Origin of the sequence: Gordonia sp. NB41Y (assembly GCF_030718915.1) — a bacterium.
GTDB lineage: Bacteria > Actinomycetota > Actinomycetes > Mycobacteriales > Mycobacteriaceae > Gordonia > Gordonia desulfuricans.
On record NZ_CP132196.1, the window covers coordinates 2,685,558 to 2,703,606 of the forward strand.

Below are 18,049 nucleotides of genomic sequence, written 5' to 3' on the forward strand. Positions count from 1 at the left end.
AAAAGGATCTTCACGCGACAGGGGGTGAGCGTCGATGACCAACAACACCGACACCGGTACAGCCGATCCCCAATCCCGTGTGTCACAAGCAGTCGCCCTGATCACACAAGGGTTGGACCTACTCGCTACCGCCGACCTCACCACCAGTGATGCCGACACCCTGATCACCATCGCGAAAACCACCGAAAAATCGTTGAACCGGTTGACCTTCCAAAGCGACCGAGTGATCACCGAAATCAACCACCGAGACATCCACCGCGACCGCGGCTACCGCACCATCTTCGCATTCATGGACACCGAACTCCACGCCTCCAACTGCAAAGCCCGACTCGAACGGATGGACCGCGTCCAACCCGAACGCTCCCTGACCGGCGAACCCACCCAGGCCGAATACCCCGAACTCGCGAAAGTGTTCGCCTCCGGCGACGCCGGCACCACCCACATCGACATCGCCCTGTCCTGGCTCAAAAAAATCCCCCTCGCCGCCGCCTACGACGAAAAGATCGCCGCCGAACGCACCCTCGCCGGACACGCCACCGAATTCGGGGCATCCGCACTCGGCACCTGCGGCTCCCGCATCATCGCCCACATCGACCCCGACGGCGAACTCATCGAGAAGAAAGACCGCGACCGTCGACGCGGAATCACCCTCGGCAAACAAGGCGCCGACGGCATGTCCAAACTGACCGGCTACGTCGACCCCATCCTGCGCGCCCGCCTCGAAACACTCTTCGCCGCCTGGGGCAAACATGGCGTCAACAACCCCGACACACCACACGGCCTGAACGGGGACAGTCGCACCGCCGAGATCGTCGACCCCGACAGTCTGGACGCGGCCTCGGTCAAAGACATGCGTACCCAACCCCAACGCAACCATGATGCGGTCAACGCCCTGCTGACCGCCGTGCTCGCCGACGGGATGCTCGGCACAACCAACATGGGTGTCCCGATCCAACTGATCGTCAAAACCGATGTCAACGACCTGATCCGCGAAGCCGGCTACGCCATCACCGCGACCGGAACCCTCATCCCCATGCCAGACCTGATCGACCTCGCCGCCGACGCCCAAATGTATTTGTCGGTGTTCAAAAGCCACACCGCGATCCCCCTCTATTTCGGGCAAGCGAAACGGGTAGCTACGAAACATCAACGGTTGATGTTGTTTTCCGCCCCAGACGGGCATCACTGCTCGGCACCCGGATGTGACCGGGCCGCGGCACACGTCGAAATCCATCACGCGGTCAACGACTTCGCCGACGGCGGCCGCACCGACATCATCGAGTTGGCACCGGCGTGTCCCACCCATCACCGGATGGTCGGTGACCAACCCGGCCAGTACACCACCGGGAAAATCAGGTCGGGCCCGGATGAGGGCCGCACCTGGTGGCAACGCAATGCGAAACCCGGCCAACCCCAGAACGAGAAACAGGTGAACCGGTTACCGGATGTCGGACAACAGTATGTGGCACACCTGGCACAAGTACGTGCCGAAATCCACGGCACCGAAACCAACACCAGCAGCAGTACCGAGGCCGGTCAGCCCGCCACGGTGACTCTCGACAGCACCACCGACGACGGGTTCGTCATGATCGACGACGATGCCCTGGTGATCAAGGTGTTCGACCCACCCATCCACATCGAACCGCCCATCGACATCACCCCGAACCCCGACCCGACAGACACTGGGTTGAGACTCCCGATCCGGGAAGTCATCACCCCCGTCGGGCCGATCGAGACCCGACTGGTCGAGATCCTGGAAGGCCTCGGACTCTGACATGGGAACGCACACCTTCGTGCGCCACACCCGACCGCGCTCGAAAGCAGCGAGACCACCTGCATGCAGGTGGTCTCGCTGTTCTCGTCTTCAGTTGTCGGTCTATCGGTCCCTCAGACGCCGGCGGTCGCCCCGGTCAAGGGCGGGTGAGCGGCGAGTACTGCGTTCTCGTCGTCACTGAAAGCCCGTGAGCGAGAGAGGAACCGCACTCCCTCTGGTGCCTCGAGGCTGAATCCGGCGCCCCGGCCCTTGACGACGTCGAGGACCAGCTGGGTGTGTTTCCACAGTTCGAACTGGTCGCCGTTGATCCAGACCCGCACGGCGGGAAGCGGTTCCGGGAGGACGATCTCGCCCACCAGCACATCGCGCTGGCCCACCCGGTACTCGCCGACGGGATAACACATCGGGGCGGAACCGTCACAGCATCCACCGCTCTGGTGGATCATGAGGCCGCCGTGCAGCTCCGACAACTTGGTCAGGAGCTGCACGGCGGTGTCTGTGGCGACCACCCGATCAGGAACGTTCTGTTCTGACACGGGGTTCACCTGCTTTCGGTCGAGCTGGCTCAGAAGCGGCGGGATCTCCCGATCAGAAGAAGCCCTTCGCGTTCTGAGCGTAACCGACCAGCAGGTTCTTGGTCTGCTGGTAGTGCTCGAGCATCATCAGGTGGGTCTCGCGACCGATGCCCGACTGCTTGTAACCACCGAAGGCGGCGTGGGCCGGGTAGTCGTGGTACGTGTTGGTCCACACACGACCGGCCTGGATCTCGCGGCCGGCGCGGTAGGCGGTGGCACCGTCGCGGCTCCAGACGCCGGCACCGAGACCGTAGAGGGTGTCGTTGGCGATGTGAATGGCGTCCGCGTAGTCCTTGAAGGTGGTCACGGCCAGCACCGGGCCGAAGATCTCCTCCTGGAAGATGCGCATCTTGTTGTGGCCGTCGAAGACGGTCGGCTTGATGTAGTAGCCGTCGGACAGGTCGCCTCCGAGGTCGGCGGCCTCGCCACCGATGAGGACCTTGGCGCCCTCTTCCTTACCGATCGCCAGGTACGACTGGATCTTCTCGTACTGGTCGTTGGACGCCTGGGCACCCATCATGGTGTCGGTGTCGAGCGGGTTGCCCTGCTTGATCTTCGAGACACGGTCGACGGCCTTCTCGAGGAAGCTGTCGTAGATGCTCTCCTGGACCAGAGCGCGGCTCGGGCACGTGCAGACCTCACCCTGGTTGAGGGCGAACATGCTGAAGCCCTCCAGTGCACGGTCGAGGAATCCGTCGTCGGCCGACATGACGTCGGAGAAGAAGATGTTGGGGCTCTTGCCGCCCAGCTCGAGGGTGACCGGGATCAGGTTCTCCGAGGCGTACTGCATGATCAGGCGGCCGGTGGTGGTCTCACCGGTGAACGCGATCTTGCGGATGCGGTTGCTCGAGGCGAGCGGCTTGCCGGCCTCGACGCCGAAGCCGTTGACCACGTTGATCACACCGGCCGGGAGCAGGTCGGCGATCAGGCTCATGACGTAGAGGATCGACGCCGGGGTCTGCTCGGCCGGCTTGAGGACCACTGCGTTGCCTGCGGCGAGCGCGGGGGCGAGCTTCCACACGGCCATCAGGATCGGGAAGTTCCACGGGATGATCTGGCCGACGACGCCCAGCGGCTCATGGAAGTGGTAGGCGACGGTGTCCTCGTCGATCTCGGAGATCGACCCTTCCTGGGCGCGCAGGGCACCGGCGAAGTAACGGAAGTGATCGATCGCGAGCGGGATGTCGGCGGCCAGGGTCTCGCGGACGGCCTTACCGTTGTCCCAGGTCTCGGCGACGGCGATCTTCTCGAGGTTCTCCTCGAGGCGGTCGGCGATGCGCAGCAGCACCAGCGAACGCTCGGCGACCGAGGTCTTGCCCCACACCGGGGCAGCCTTGTGGGCGGCGTCGAGCGCGAGGTCGATGTCCTCGGCGGTCGAGCGGGCGACCTCACAGAAGGTCTTGCCGTCCACCGGGGACGGGTTCTCGAAGTACTGGCCCTTCACCGGAGGGGTCCACTGGCCGCCGATCCAGTTGTCGTAACGCGACTCGAAGCTCATCACCGAGCCCGCAGTGCCCGGCTTTGCGTAGACAGTCATCTCTTCTCCAGCTCCTCAGTGCATTCATCTGGGTGTCACCGGCGGTTGGTGGCCGCCAATGTGATCTGTTGCACAGCGTAGGAGTGGTGTGGTTGCAGCCACGTTGCAGATACGTTTGCAACGTTGGTTGCCCTCAAAACCGCAGGTCAGCCCCCCGCCTGAACCTGAGCTCCGGGAAGCTGGAGCCGAAGTTGCCGATCGATGAGACCGAGGATCTCGGCGCGTACCTCACCGGCGACGATCCCGGTGGCCGGCGGCGCCGCCGGCGTACTGCACACGGTGAAGACCTGCGCCGACGACGAGGGCGGCTGGATCGAGCCGGGCGGCCCCGGCGGTGGTGGCGTCGCCGCGGCCGCGATCCGGAACTCGAGGACGAACAGCGGCGGCCGGTCGGCGGCACCGAATGCTAGTCGGATCAGCCCCGGCCGGTTCTCCAACAGGTATCCCGCCGGGCGCGGCCCGGGCGCCGACGGCGCGAGGATCGCCAGCAGCGCATCATGCAGTGCACTCGGCGGAACCGGAGCGGTGACGGTCTGATCCGGGCGCGATCCCTGCATACCCCGCTGCGCAGCGGTGATCGCCGACTCGGTGGAGCGCGCCAGACCCGCACCGGCCTGCCGCGCCGCGCTCCCCACCCCCGCCAGAGCGGGTCCGAGGTCACTCGGCCACCGCACACGCCGTTTGTTCAGGACCGATCCGACGATCACCAGGATCACCCCGATGACGGCGATGGCGATCGCGCCGCCGTTCACCTGGAAGTCCGACGAGCTCGAGCTACGTCCGGTGCCGAATTCGTACTCGTAGGTGTTTTCCACCGCGAACGCATACGACATGCCGGTCGCGAATGCGGTCAGGCCGAGCACGACAGCCAGGCTGCCCGGGGTACGCCCCGCGAGGACGAGGATGCCGATGACTGCGATGACCATTCCGGTGATGACCACACCGACTCCGGTCGTCACGATCCCGAGGGCCACCAGCACCAGCCCCGCCACGACGACGCCCATCGCGACCTTGCGGATCGGGACCGACCGGCGCTGAGGCCCGGGCCCCGGTGGCATGCCGCCCGGGATGGGACCGGGCCCCGGTGGCATGCCGCCCGGGGTGGGACCAGGCGGGATCGGGGGAAAGCCGGATCGAGTCATGCCGGGTAAGGGTAGGCGCCGACGGCGTCGTCGGGTATCGCCCGAAGATATGAAATCCAGGCAATTCAGGCGTTCATCCGGCCGCGACCCCGGCCGCCCCGGGGTCGGCATCGGCGTAGGCATCGGCATCGGCGCCTGACGCATGGGCGAGCATCTCGTCGAGCCGATCGAACATCCGCTGCTCGGTCAGCGCCCGCGCCATCGGCTCGCAGTGTCCGCTCGCCCCCTCCGCCGCGGTGAAGGCGATCAGCGTCGCCCGGTCACCGAGCATGGCGGCCAGTCTCTCGGACTGTCCGGGCCAGAACTGTTCGTCCTCGGGTGCGGTGATGAGCACGGGGGTGGCGATACGTGCGGCGACGTCATCGGTGAGGGTGTATTCGGCGACGGCCCGCATGGTGTCGGAGTAGCTGCCGGAGCCGTACGGGCGGGCACGCCAGTCCCACATCCGCTTGGTGGCCTTGCTCGCCTTCATCCCGATCGACATCATCGAGTCGAAGTCGGCGTACTTGCCCTGGGCGAGCTTCTTGCCCAGTGTGCCGCCGATGTTGTCCAGCCACGACGTCTGCACCTCGACGACGCCCGGGTCGACGACGGCCGCGGCGTACCGGTGCTCGAACGCCAACGCCCGCGGCACCCAGTAGCCGGCCTGGCTGATGCCGTAGACGGCGAGTCGACGCGGGTCGACGCCGGTCAGCCCGAGCACCGTGTCGGTGACCGGGGTCAGCACTGCCTCCCAGTCGGGCCGGAAGGTCACGCCGTGCTCGAAGAGCATCGACTGCTGACCCGGTCCGTCGAACATCACCACCCGGTAGCCGCGACGCAACGCCCCGTGCGCGGCCGACGACCACAGACCCGACACCGACCCGTCGCTGCCGTTGACCACCACCAGGGTGGGCCGCGGCTCGTCGCCGGCGTCGCCGGGTGAGAGGAACCAGCCCGGCAGCGTGGTGTCCTCGTACGGGATCGTCAGCCGACGTCCCACGAAGGGCCCGTCGTCGACGAATTTCTCCCAGGCGGCCCGGTGCTCGGCGAAGACCGGCATCCGCTCGGCGTCGTCGGCGATCCCGTCGAGCGCGTCGAAGGCCTCGGACAGATAGGTGGCCGCCCGCAGGTGGGCGAATGCCGCGCTGATGCGGTGTCCGCGTGCCGCGCCGGCATCGGCGTCGGCGGCCAGTCGCCGCCCGACGCGATGCCATGCCTCGTACCAGTCACGCTGGTGACCGGCGCCGACGGTGTCGATGGTGCGCAGGACCTCGCCGGCGTCGGCCGCCCCGGAACCGCAGTAGCCGAGCAGCAGTCGCACCGAATAGTCGCGACCGGGGTCCGAGTAGAAACCCGTGGAGTAGGCGGTGTGGGTCGGATGCAGGATGTTCACGATCGATCGCTTTCGGTTTCGGTGGTGGCCCGGTCAGAAACGCCGGTCAGAGATGCCGGTCAGGGACGCGGTCCGGCGTGACCGGCGGGCACCGGTGCGGGTGGGGTGTCGGCGTCGGCGATGCGCCGGGTCCGCTTGACCGCGAAGACGATCAGGACGATCGGGATCACCCAGTTCAGCAGGACGTTGCCCGGATGACCGCCCGACACCGCGTCCGCACCGGCGAGTACTCCGGCGATCAGATGGCTCAGGGCCATGGCGAAGATCGTCCCCGCCCACAGCAGGCTGATGGCCTTGTTCTTCGCACGGAAGATCGGGCTGGACCAGTAGCGGGGGTCGACGGTCTCACGGGCGTACTGCTCGGTGAACGGCACCGTGTAGGCCGAGACCAGCATGACCAGACCGAGGATCACCGTGGTGGCGCCACGGCCGTAGTCGGTGAGCCACACGTCCATCGCATGTCCGCCGGTGAAGCCGATCGCGGAGATGATCCCGAAGGTGACGGCACCGGCCGCGTCCAGGATCTTGATCGAACGGCCCTGCAGCACGCTGACCAGGAGGAGTCCCGCGGCGGCGGCGAAGGCTGCGAGGCCCGCCCATCCGGCCGCGTCGGGGCCGAGGTGGGAGGCGACGAGGGAGAACAGTATCCACGGCGCGAGGCCGATGATCATGTCCTTGGCATTCATGGCGGGTCCTTCGGGTCTGCAGAGATCGTCTGAGGGAGGCGATGATTCGATGTGGTTCTCGAATCGGTGCTTCTCACTGTGCGCTGCACACCACATGCCCGTCGTCCGTCGGATGGCGGTGATTTCGCTGCCACCAGGCAATCCGCCACGAGCAGACCGCATGATCACCGCCCAGACGGATGTCATCGGCAGATGCCGCTCACCACGGCCGGGCGGTCAGCACCCGGATCGTCCCGGTCGGGCCCACCGCGGGACGTCGGCGCCGGTGCGCCCTCGGCAGGGGCGGGGCCTCAGACGCCGTAACGACGGTCGAGCAGCCGGATGCGTCCGCCCACGACGGCGCGGTCGGGGTGCCCGACGGGCAGTCGGTGTTCCAGCCGGCGCCACGCCTGCAGGTCGTCACGCCCGTGGATCGACGACGTCCAGGTGCGCAACGCACCCACCTCGCCCTCCGCGATCACCCGGGACCGGATGTCCTCGCGCACCACCTCGAAGATCTCGACGATGCCCGGCGCACTGGATTCGACGAGGAGCCCACCGCGGCCGAGGTCGTCGATGATCGCGCGGGTGTCGGCACCGTCGGCGACGCGGCGGCGCAGGTCGGCGAGGTCGGAGACCAGGTCGGCGGTGAGTCGGTACGGCCGCGACCGCACCACGTCGGGGCCCAGATCGCGACGCAGCCGGGAGATCTCGGCGCGAACGGTCACCGGGTCGATCTCGTCGCCGGCGAGTTGCATCGCCAGCTGCTCGGTGTTGAGGCCTTCGGGGTACTCCTGCAGCAGCACCAGGATCTCGGCATGCCGCCGGGACAGCTGCCGAGCGGTCCCGCTCCCCGACTCCCAGCGATAACCGTTGTCGCCCAACACCACCAGTCGGGCACCCGCCGGTTCCGGCGCCTCGGCGGCAAATGTCGCAGGATCGGCGAGATCGACTGCCTGCGAACGTAACTCACGCTCGACGGCGGCGACCACCGAGCGGACCGCGGCGAGGGCGAACGGCGCGGCCACCTCACGGCCACCGGTCACGTCGATGACGCCGATGACATGTCCGGTGATCGGATCGTGCACGGGGGCCGCGGCGCAACTGAAATCCTGTACCGGTCCGGCGAAATGCTCGGGGCCGATCACCTGCACACCCTTGTCCATGGTCAGGGCCAGACCGGGGGCATTGGTGCCGACGATGTCCTCACTCCACACCGAACCCTCGACGAAGTTGATCCGGCCGGCCCGGTCCAGGGCCTCGGAATCGCCTTCCACCCACAGCAGCCGGCCGACCTGATCGGTCAGGGCGACGACGACGCCGGTGTCGGCGATGTCATCGAGCATCAGCGATCGCACGAGTGGGCGGATCGAGGTGATCGGATGGGTGTCGCGGTAGCGGGCGAACTCGGCCATCGTCATGGTCGCGCTGACGTCGTCCTCCGGAACGGCCTCTCCCGGGTCTATCCCACGTTTGAGTGAGCGGGCCCAGGAATCACGCACCACCGATCGCACCGCATCAGTGGGCGGGTTGACCCCGACAAGGAATTCCTCGTAGGCACGACGAATCCGCGACGAGGGTCCAGCTTCGGCCATACATCCTCTCTCCGTCACCGGTGCCGTCAATTGTGCCGTGAAAAGTGTGATTGCGGCAACAACCCCCGGTTTCGACCCGGCCACACCGGAGTTCGGCACCCCCTCGCCCACTCCCGGCGAGCAAGTGCATCGTTCGATCGACATCGCGCCGGCCGAACCATGTACAGCCAGGCATTTCGCACATACGCTTCCCGGGTGAAACGCGTCGTGTTCTCACTGTTCCTGGCGATCTTCACCCTCGTCGGACTGATCGCCCCACTGTTCCGGGCGATCCCGGAGTCGGCGTCGGAATCGTCGGCCGACCCGGTGACCATCACCGACTACACCGCCACCTATGACGTGTCCGCCGACGGTCTGCTCACCGCCCGCGAGACGGTGACCACCGCATTCCCGTCGGGCCGCCACGGGATCTTCCGGTTCTGGGACATCACCGACCCGGCCGATGCGAGGGTCCGCTACGAGCCGGAGAACATCGAGGTCACCTATGACGGCGGACCGGTCCCGGTGGAGATCGACGACAAACAGGGCCACCGGTTCGTGGTGGCGAAGATCGGCGACCCCGGCCGCTACGTGCCGCAGGGGGTGCACACCTACGTGATCACCTACACGGTGCGCGGGGCGCTCGCCCCCGGCACCTCCGACCAGTCGTCGTCGGGCAGCCGGACCGGGGAGGGCGGCTCGCATTTCCTGTGGCGGATCGTCGCCGACGGCTGGCAGATGCCCATCCAGCGGTCGACGACCACCGTCACGCTGCCGTCCGAACCGGTGTCGGCGGCGTGCAGCATCGGTACCCGCGAGGAATGTGTGGTGACCGAACAGGGTCCGACGACCCGCGTCGTCACCACGGGCCCGCTGCCGCCGATGATCGGTGTGTCCTTCCGCGCCGACCTCGCCGGCGCCGCTCCCCCACAGATCACCGCGCCGTGGCCGCAGCCGCTCGACCTGGTGCTGGGCCGCTCACCGACCGTCGTGATCGTGCTCCTGCTGGTGTCGGCGCTCACCTTTGCCCTCGGCGTCTACTGGGTGCTGCGCAGCCGTGAGGCGACGCCGCTGCTCCCGGTGATGTACGAGCCGCCACGCGATCCCGGGCAGACCGCCGGCTTCCTCGGGCCGGTGCAGACCTACTACGTGACCCGCGAGGCCGCCCCCGCCCGTGGTCTGGTGGCGACGCTGCTGCACATGGCCGACCGGGATCTGGTGCGGCTGCAGCGGTCCGGCGACGACTGGACCATCACCTCCCAGATCGACGCCGTCACCTGGAGCACCGCCGACCCGGTCAGCCAGGCGGTGGCCACGGCATTGGGTCTGGGCGGGAAGGGATCGAGTTTCCACGCCGACGGCTCGGTGTCGGCGGGCCGACAGCTCAACACCGCCAAGGGTGCGGCGGCCGGTGCCGCGGCGACGTGGGCGGTCGGGAGCGGGGTCCTGGCCCACAGCCGATCGGAGAAGACCGGCCGATGGCTGGTGGTGCTCGCCGTCGCGGCCGCGATCGCCGCGGTGTTCCTGGCGCCGTTCTCGTTGTGGCTGTTGCCCTTCGCCGCATTCGCCGTCGGCGGCGCCGGACTGTTCGTGTCCGGGGTCGGTACCCGCCGGACCCCGCTCGGACGCGACGTGTGGTCACGCGCAGGCGGATTCGAACGTCTGCTGTCGACGCCGTCGAATGTGGAGCGCCTCGACTTCAGTGCCCGGCGTGAGCTCTACACCGACTACATCCCGTATGCGGTGGCATTCGACTGCGCCGACGCATGGGCACGCAAGTACCGGATCGCCACCGGTGCCGAACCGCCGCAACCGGTCTGGCTGGTCTCCTCCGGATCGGGCTCCTCGCATGGCCTGTTCGGTGGGGGCGGCGGGATCGACAGCTTCGAGTCGAGCCTGTCCTCGGCGTTGTCGGCGTACTCGGCCAGCCAGTCCTCCTCGTCGTCGAGCAGCGGCGGCGGAGGCGGGGGTGGAGGCGGAGGCGGGGGCGGCGGCTCCTGGTGAGATGCCCCCACCGGACCCCGCCGGCGCCCCTACCGCCACCCACACCGATGCCCTTGCCCCGCACCGACTCGCACATCGCCCGGATTCCCCCGTCACAGAAAGTCCTCCGATGCTCCTGACCGTCATCGTCGTCATCGTCGTCATCGTGGTCGTCGTGGCCCTCGCACTCGCCGCCGTCGGATTCAACAAACTGCGCCGCGCCGACATCACCGCCCAGGAGGCGCTCGGCGGCATCGACGTCCAGCTGACCCGCCGCGCCGATCTCATCCCCAATCTGGTGAACACCGTCAAGGGGTACGCCACCCACGAGCGCGGCGTGTTCGAGGAGGTGACCGCCGCACGTGCCGGGGTGGCGCGGGCGGCGCAGGGCGGCAGCGTCGAGGAGAAGGCCGCCGCCGAGGGGCGCCTCGACGGCGCACTCGGCCGGCTGTTCGCGGTGGCCGAGAACTATCCGGATCTCAAGGCGTCGTCGAACTTCATCGCCCTGCAGACCGAGCTGTCCGACACCGAGAACAAACTGTCGTTCGCCCGACAGTTCTACAACGATGCGGTGTCGCGCCTCAATCAGCTGGTCCAGACCATCCCGTGGATGTTCTTCGCCGGGATGGCCAAGGTCGGCAACCGTGAGTTCTACCGCGCACCCGAGGGGCAACAGCAGCCTCCGGAGGTGCGGTTCTGACGGTCAGGGAATCCAGCCGTTGCGGCGCGGATAGCGTGCCCGCAGATGGCTGTACAGATAGGTACTGACCAGCAGGGCGACCGCGCTGCCGACCGCCGGCCACAAGAAGACGTTGCCGAACGAGTCACGGACGGCGGCGATCACCCAGAAGATGGTGAGCAGGACGGTCGCGATGGTGGCGAGCAGTCGGACGACGAGCACGAAGGTGGTGACGAGCCACCACAGTGTCGTCCGCACCTGATCGGCATCGGGGGCCATGGCTCGTAACGTTAACCCGCCGCGCCGTAACGCACACCTGACGCCCCAAAGAGCGGACAATCGACGGCATGCGCACCATTCTCAACGTCATCTGGCTCCTCCTCTGCGGATTGTGGATGGCGCTCGGCTACGTCGTCGCCGGGATCATCTGCTGCATCCTGATCATCACCATCCCGTTCGGCATCGCCTCCTTCCGGATGGCGAACTACGCTCTCTGGCCGTTCGGCCGGTCCGTCGTCCGCAAACCCGAGGCCGGGGCGATGTCGATGATCGGCAACATCATCTGGCTGTTGTTCGCCGGGATCTGGCTGGCCATCGGACACATCACCACCGGCATCGCCATGTGCATCACGATCATCGGTATCCCCCTGGGGATCGCGAGCTTCAAGATGGTGCCGATCGCCCTGCTGCCGCTCGGCGCCGACATCGTCCCGAGCGATCAGGTCGGCCCGGGTGGTGCCGCGGTGTCGGTGTGAACGCATCTCGCCGTACGCCCCGGCCGTAGGACGCGCCGCGACCGGGACCTCACCCATCCGGATCCGTGACCGTTCCGAATAGCGGGCATGACGACATCGTTCAACGCGCTGCGCCCGCCGTCGATCGCCGTCGTGGGCAGTGGGGTCGCCGGACTCACCGCAGCCCACGACCTCTGCGAACACGCGCGGGTGACGCTGTTCGAGGCCGACAGCCGACTCGGCGGTCACGCCCACACCCACCGGATCGCGACGCCGGACGGCCGCGAGGTCTCGGTGGATTCCGGGTTCATCGTGCACAACGACCGGACCTACCCGACCCTCCTCCGTCTGTTCGACGATCTGAAGATCCCCACCAGGGAAACCGACATGTCGATGTCGGTGCACTCGGAGATCTCCGGTCTCGAGTACGCGGGCGCCCTCGGTGCCCGTGGCCTGTTCCCCACCCCGAGAAATCTGGTTCGCGGCCGCTACCTGCTGATGCTCGGCGAGATCGTGCGCTTCCACCGGGCCGCACGACGGGTCCTCGACTCCACCGGGTCCGACGAACCGCTCGACGCGTTCGTCGCCCGCCACCGCTTCTCGACGTACTTCCTCGACAACTTCCTGCTACCGCTGGTGGCCGCGGTGTGGTCGTGCGATTCCGATACCGCCGCGGGCTATCCGGCGCGATATCTCTTCACCTTCCTCGAGCATCACGGGATGCTGTCGGTCTTCGGGTCGCCCACGTGGCGGACCGTCGAGGGCGGATCGATCACATACGTGGAGGCGGTGGCCGATCGTGTCCGAGACCACGGCGGTCGAGTCATACTCTCCGCCCCCGTCCGCCGCATCGTCGATCACGGGTCCGGCGTCGAGATCACCGCCGGAGGCTTCGGCACCGGGCATTTCGACGCCGTCGTCGTCGCCACCCACCCCCATCAGGCGCTCGACATGCTCGTCGCACCCACCGACGCGCAGCGACAGGTACTCGGCGCGATCACCTACAGCGCCAAATCTGCTGTGCTGCACAGCGACACGTCACTGTTGCCGCACTCCGCCCGGGCCCGGGCGGCATGGAACTACCAGATCCGCACCGACCAGATCCGCACCGATGCCCCCGCCCGCACGCAGATCGGGTCGGGGGTGCTCGACGGGTCCGGCGTCGCGGTCACCTACGATCTGACGCGCCTCATGCGCCTGGAGGTCCACAACCCCCGGATGCTGGTGACGCTCGGCCGGACCGATCTGGTCGATCCCACCACGGTGCACGCGGAGATGACCTACGAACACCCGGTCTACACCACCAAATCGGTTGCCGCACAAGCATGTCTACCGACGATCGACTCGCCCGCCGTCCGCTTCGCGGGCGCCTACCACGGCTGGGGTTTCCACGAGGACGGGGCCGCCTCCGGAGCGGCTGCGGCGCACCGGATCCTGACCGACGTGATCCTTCCGGCCGGCGCCGCGAGGACCGTCCTTCCAGCCGAACCCGAGAGCTCCCTGGAGATGTCGTGACCACCACGCACGCACCGGCCCCGCCCACCACCGCGCTGGTGGTACGCACACGGATCACCCATGAACGGCGATCGCCCATCCGACACGCGTTCAGCTACTCCGGTACCTCATGGCTGATCGACGTCGACGCACCCCCGGCGATGCCGCGAGGACTGGGGTTGCTCGCCGACTTCCGTGCCGGCGACCATTTCCCGCAACCCGCCAGACCCTCCGACACACTGCGCAGCCGTATCGACGAGTTCGTCCGCAACGCAGGGATCGAACCCGTCGACGGCCGGATCGTCGCGCTGCTGTCGCCCCGGGTGGGCGGCTACGTCTTCAATCCGCTGAGTGTGTTCTGGTGTCATCGCCGCGACGGCACCCTGGCCCACGTCGTCGCCGAGGTCCACAACACGTACGGCGGCAGGCACTGCTACGTGGTGCATCCCGATGCCGACGGACGTGCGCTGGTCGACAAGGAGTTCTACGTCTCCCCGTTCAACGACGTCTCGGGCCGGTACCGGCTGCGGGTACCGGAACCGAGGGGCGGCCGGGTCGCGGTGTCGATCATCCTCGATCGGGTCGGGCAGCCACCGTTCGTGGCCACCCTCACCGGGCAGGGACGGCCGGTCGGAATCCGCTCTGTCCTCGTCGCGCAGGTGCGTTCCCCGATGGCCCCGCTGGTGGTGGCCGCACGGATCCGTCTGCACGGCATCCGTTTGTGGGCACGGCGCCTTCCCCTCCATCCGCGACCGCCCCGGCACTCGACGACGGGGCACTCCGCCACCATCGACGGCCCGGCAACCGACCGAACCATCACCGACCAGACAGCCGCCGACATCGCGAAGGGACAGTCATGAGTTCATCACGTCACCACCGGCTCGACGTCGGGCATGCACAACCCGACCCACGGGGCGTACCCGGTGCCGAGACACCTCCGGTCGACGCCGACCGCTGGCCAGACGTCGCCACCGTCCCCGACAGGTGGTCGGCCCGGACCCGAGAAGCCGTGGCCGCCTGGCTGTTCGCCCGGGCGAGCGCCGGGGTCGACGTGCGGATCGAGTACCCGGACGGAACCCGCAGCGGGCGGTTCTCCCACGGTGTGCAGCCACGCATGATCATCCGACGTCCAGCCGATCTGTTCCGGCGGATCGGATCGCTGGGGTTGATCGGTGTCGGCGAGGCCTACATGGCCGGGGACTGGACCACCGACGACCTGGTCGGCGTACTCACCCCGTTTGCCGAACACATCGCACACGTGGTCCCACGCCCCCTGCAGATCCTGCGTCGTGCGGTACTGCCGCGACACCCCGCCGACGAGGAGAACACGACCGCCAACACCCGCTCCAACATCTCTCGCCACTACGACCTGTCCAACGACCTGTTCGAGCTGTTCCTCGACGAGACGATGACCTACTCGGCGGCCCTGTTCACCCCCGAACCCACCGCCGAACCCGGCCGTCCGGTCTGGAAAGACCTCGCCGACGCCCAACACCGGAAGATCGATCGTCTCCTCGACCTCGCCGGGGTCGGCCCCGGAACCCGGCTGCTCGAGATCGGCACCGGATGGGGCGAGCTGTGCCTGCGCGCAGCGCAGCGTGGTGCCACCGTCCGGTCGGTCACGCTGTCGGTGGAGCAGCGCGATCTCGCGCGCGAGCGGGTCGCGGATGCGGGTCTGGCCGACCGGGTCCGGATCGATCTGCTCGACTACCGCCACGTCGACGGCGACTACGATGCGGTGGTCTCGGTGGAGATGATCGAGGCGGTCGGCCAGAAGTACTGGCCCACCTATTTCGCCACCATCGACCGGGTACTGGCACCGGGCGGGCGGGTGGCGATCCAGGCCATCACCATGCCCCACGACCGCATGCTGGCCTCGCGGCAGACCTACACGTGGGTCCACAAGTACGTCTTCCCCGGAGGGCAGATCCCGTCGCTTCGGGCGCTCCGGACGGCGGCTGCCGAGCACACCTCGCTCCGCCTCACCGAATCCTCGGCATTCGGCATCCACTACGCGGAGACGCTGCGGTTGTGGCGGGAACGTTTCCTCGCGCGGCGTACCGACCTCGCACCGTTGGGATTCGATGCGACGTTCGCCCGCCTGTGGGACTTCTACCTGGCCTACTCCGAGGCCGGATTCCGCGCCGGCTATCTCGACGTGCACCAGTTGGTGTTCCGGCGTCCGGCGAACGCTCCCGACGACGCCCCGTTCGGAGATGCCCGATGACCGGATGGACCGGGTTCGCCGTGCTCGCCGGGTGCGGCCTGCTGTTCGTGGTGGCATTGCAGGCCATCACGTGCGCGATCGGTTGGCGCATCGGCCGATTCAACGTCGTCGACGTCTCCTGGGGCCTCGGATTCATCGGGATCGCCTGGCTGTCACTGGCTCTCGGCGGCGGGGATCCCATCCGGCGATGGATCCTCGCCGTCGGCGTGAGCATCTGGGGTCTGCGTCTGGCCTGGCATATGACGGTCAAGTCGAAGGGCCACGGCGAGGATCCCCGCTACGTCGACCTTCTCTCGCGCACAGGGGGATACGGACCCGACGGCCCCCGGTTGACCGTGGTCGTCCGGCGGGTGTTCGCGATCCAGGGCCTCGCCCAGTGGTTCGTGTCGATCCCCGTCATGGTGTCGGCGGTCGCCGGTCCCACCTCCGGTCTTGCCTGGATCGTGGCCGCGATCGGTATCGCGTTGTACGTGCTCGGCCTGTTGTTCGAGGCGATCGGCGATGCCCAGCTGCGTGCGTTCAAGGCGGATCCGACCAACCGGGGACGCATCATGGATCGTGGCCTGTGGGCGTGGACACGGCACCCGAACTACTTCGGGGACGCGTCGGTGTGGTGGGGCATCTGGCTGTTCACCGCGAGCGCCGGCGCCATGACCACGGGGACGTCGGTGATCGGCGCCCCCGGGCTCCTGTCCGTACTGTCACCGGTTGCGATGACGTATTTCCTGGTCTACGCGACCGGGGCGCGGCTGCTCGAGGAATCGATGGCCAGTCGCCCGGGTTATCGCGAGTACCAGGAACGCACGTCGTACTTCCTGCCGCGTCCACCTCGGACGCCGGAGGTGCGCTGATGGACGGTGCAGAAACCGCGACAGGCTCCCGACACCGGCCGTTGATGAGGGTCCCGGCGCCGGTTAGGGTGATCGGCAATGAGTTCACAGACCCGCCCCGCACCGGCACCGGGCACCGATGGCCTCGCCGAACTGCTCGCGCGAATCGCCGGCGGCGACCGAGCAGCCTTCGCCGAGTTGTACGACCAGACGAGTCATCGTGTCTACGGGATGGTCTTGCGGGTTCTGCGCGATCCCGGATACAGCGAGGAGACCACCCAGGAGGTCTATCTACAGGTGTGGCGCTCGGCGGACGCCTACGATCCACGCCGGGGTTCGGGTCTGTCCTGGCTCATCACGCTGGCTCACCGGCGTGCCGTCGACCGGGTCCGCTCGGAGACCGCCGCCACCCGCCGCGACCTGGGTTTCGCCACAGATGAACACATGCCCGACTTCGACGTGGTGACCGCGACCGCAGAGACCAGGGAATCCCGGGCCGAGGTTCGTGGATGTCTCGAAAGCCTCACCGAGGTGCAGCGTGAGTCGATCGGTCTCGCCTACTACCGCGGGCTGACCTATCGCGAGGTCGCCGAACACCTGTCGGTGGCCCTTCCCACGGTGAAAAGCCGGATCCGCGACGGACTCAGCCGCCTGCGTAACTGCTTGGGGGACAGCCATGCCTGACGACGAACTACTCGATCTCGCCCCTATCCTCGGCCTGCACGGACTGTCGCCCGCCGAGCTCGACTCGGTCCGCCGCAGGCGTGCCCGGTCCGACGCGCAGACACGTCTCCAGTTCGACGAGCTGGTACGCGACACCCGCGAGGCGATGGCCACGGTGAGCACCACCACTGTCACCGAACCTCCTGCGACGCTGCGTGTTCGGCTCCTCGAGGCCATCGGCACCGATTCCGCCGACGATTCCCCCGCCGTCGACACCGAGCCCGCACCTCCCGAGCCGATCCCGCTGGTCCCACGGCAGGACCGCAGTCGCCGGAACCCGCGCCGCCTCGCCTATGCGGTCGCCGCCGCGGCGGTGGCGATCGCCGTCGGTGGCCTCGGTTGGGCGATCGGCAGCGGCCTGTCGACACAGCAGGCCCCGACCGAACCGGCCACCGCCCAGCAGGTGTTCACCGCGGGCGACGTGCGGTCGGCCTCCGGCGCGGTCGCCGGCGGGCAGGCGACGTTGACCTACTCCGACACCGCCGATGCCGGAGTCCTGGTAATGAACGATGTGCCGCCCCCTCAGCCGGGGTCGGTGTATCAGATGTGGCTGCTCGGTCCGAACGGTGCCACCTCGGCGGGCACCATGACCGACAAGGACGTGGCCCCGTCGACCACGGCGGTGATCCCGCATCTCGGTGACGCGACGGCGCTGGCGTTCACGGTCGAACCGCCGGGCGGGTCCGCCTCGCCCGGTGCCATCGTCGCCGAGCTGCCCCTGCGCTGATCCGGGCGGG

The 18,049-nt window shown here is 67.8% G+C and carries 17 protein-coding genes; 10 read left to right on the forward strand and 7 right to left on the reverse strand.

Translation table 11 applies throughout. The features are described 5' to 3' along the window. The first annotated feature begins 34 nt into the window (after window positions 1–34). The gene (locus Q9K23_RS11575) at window positions 35–1,774 is read left to right on the forward strand and encodes an HNH endonuclease signature motif containing protein (RefSeq protein ID WP_305950511.1); all 1,740 of its coding nucleotides are present in this window, start codon (window positions 35–37) and stop codon (window positions 1,772–1,774) included. A gap of 113 nt (window positions 1,775–1,887) precedes the next feature. Here the strand turns inward: Q9K23_RS11575 and Q9K23_RS11580 are convergent, their stop codons facing one another. The 6 genes from Q9K23_RS11580 to Q9K23_RS11605 form a co-directional block, all read right to left on the reverse strand. Then, entirely contained in the window at window positions 1,888–2,310 is a 423-nt protein-coding gene (locus Q9K23_RS11580; protein ID WP_020792178.1) for a DUF779 domain-containing protein, read from the reverse strand. A 52-nt stretch (window positions 2,311–2,362) separates the two neighbouring features. Further along, window positions 2,363–3,886, reverse strand: a complete 1,524-nt coding sequence (adh, locus tag Q9K23_RS11585) for an aldehyde dehydrogenase (protein WP_053776971.1) — start codon at window positions 3,884–3,886, stop codon at window positions 2,363–2,365. Between the two features lie 146 nt (window positions 3,887–4,032). Next, window positions 4,033–4,890: a hypothetical protein gene (locus Q9K23_RS11590; RefSeq protein WP_053776970.1), complete on the reverse strand. Its 858-nt coding sequence runs from the start codon at window positions 4,888–4,890 to the stop codon at window positions 4,033–4,035. A gap of 211 nt (window positions 4,891–5,101) precedes the next feature. Then, window positions 5,102–6,403 carry a dipeptidyl aminopeptidase gene (locus Q9K23_RS11595; protein WP_053776969.1) on the reverse strand — a complete coding sequence of 434 codons (1,302 nt, stop codon included), beginning with the start codon at window positions 6,401–6,403 and terminating at the stop codon, window positions 5,102–5,104. A gap of 59 nt (window positions 6,404–6,462) precedes the next feature. Then, on the reverse strand, window positions 6,463–7,089 hold the full coding sequence (locus tag Q9K23_RS11600) for a hypothetical protein (protein ID WP_053776968.1): 627 nt from the start codon (window positions 7,087–7,089) through the stop codon (window positions 6,463–6,465). Between the two features lie 290 nt (window positions 7,090–7,379). Next, complete coding sequence (locus tag Q9K23_RS11605; RefSeq protein WP_053776967.1) at window positions 7,380–8,663, reverse strand: helix-turn-helix domain-containing protein; 1,284 nt, start codon at window positions 8,661–8,663, stop codon at window positions 7,380–7,382. Window positions 8,664–8,858: 195 nt separating this feature from the next. Here Q9K23_RS11605 and Q9K23_RS11610 point away from each other — a divergent pair, with 195 nt between their 5' ends. After that, entirely contained in the window at window positions 8,859–10,646 is a 1,788-nt protein-coding gene (locus Q9K23_RS11610; protein ID WP_305950512.1) for a DUF2207 domain-containing protein, read from the forward strand. 109 nt (window positions 10,647–10,755) lie between these two features. Further along, on the forward strand, window positions 10,756–11,325 hold the full coding sequence (locus Q9K23_RS11615) for a LemA family protein (protein WP_053776966.1): 570 nt from the start codon (window positions 10,756–10,758) through the stop codon (window positions 11,323–11,325). A gap of 3 nt (window positions 11,326–11,328) precedes the next feature. Here the strand turns inward: Q9K23_RS11615 and Q9K23_RS11620 are convergent, their stop codons facing one another. Further along, window positions 11,329–11,583 carry a hypothetical protein gene (locus tag Q9K23_RS11620; RefSeq protein WP_020792587.1) on the reverse strand — a complete coding sequence of 85 codons (255 nt, stop codon included), beginning with the start codon at window positions 11,581–11,583 and terminating at the stop codon, window positions 11,329–11,331. 68 nt (window positions 11,584–11,651) lie between these two features. On the opposite strand from Q9K23_RS11620, the gene Q9K23_RS11625 reads away from it, so the two are divergent. The 7 genes from Q9K23_RS11625 (at window position 11,652) to Q9K23_RS11655 (ending at window position 18,039) form a co-directional block, all read left to right on the forward strand. Further along, the gene (locus tag Q9K23_RS11625) at window positions 11,652–12,059 is read left to right on the forward strand and encodes a YccF domain-containing protein (RefSeq protein ID WP_020792583.1); all 408 of its coding nucleotides are present in this window, start codon (window positions 11,652–11,654) and stop codon (window positions 12,057–12,059) included. A gap of 87 nt (window positions 12,060–12,146) precedes the next feature. Further along, window positions 12,147–13,553, forward strand: a complete 1,407-nt coding sequence (locus Q9K23_RS11630) for an FAD-dependent oxidoreductase (RefSeq protein WP_305950513.1) — start codon at window positions 12,147–12,149, stop codon at window positions 13,551–13,553. Next, the gene (locus Q9K23_RS11635; protein WP_020792582.1) at window positions 13,550–14,392 is read left to right on the forward strand and encodes a DUF1365 domain-containing protein; all 843 of its coding nucleotides are present in this window, start codon (window positions 13,550–13,552) and stop codon (window positions 14,390–14,392) included. The genes Q9K23_RS11630 and Q9K23_RS11635 overlap by 4 nt, the downstream gene beginning before the upstream one ends. Then, on the forward strand, window positions 14,389–15,759 hold the full coding sequence (locus tag Q9K23_RS11640) for a class I SAM-dependent methyltransferase (RefSeq protein WP_020792581.1): 1,371 nt from the start codon (window positions 14,389–14,391) through the stop codon (window positions 15,757–15,759). Before Q9K23_RS11635 ends, Q9K23_RS11640 begins: the two co-directional genes overlap by 4 nt. Next, complete coding sequence (locus tag Q9K23_RS11645; RefSeq protein ID WP_053776965.1) at window positions 15,756–16,610, forward strand: DUF1295 domain-containing protein; 855 nt, start codon at window positions 15,756–15,758, stop codon at window positions 16,608–16,610. Before Q9K23_RS11640 ends, Q9K23_RS11645 begins: the two co-directional genes overlap by 4 nt. Window positions 16,611–16,688: 78 nt before the next feature. Beyond that, window positions 16,689–17,273: a sigma-70 family RNA polymerase sigma factor gene (locus tag Q9K23_RS11650; RefSeq protein ID WP_053776964.1), complete on the forward strand. Its 585-nt coding sequence runs from the start codon at window positions 16,689–16,691 to the stop codon at window positions 17,271–17,273. After that, window positions 17,266–18,039: an anti-sigma factor gene (locus Q9K23_RS11655; protein WP_053776963.1), complete on the forward strand. Its 774-nt coding sequence runs from the start codon at window positions 17,266–17,268 to the stop codon at window positions 18,037–18,039. Before Q9K23_RS11650 ends, Q9K23_RS11655 begins: the two co-directional genes overlap by 8 nt. Window positions 18,040–18,049 lie beyond the last annotated feature (10 nt).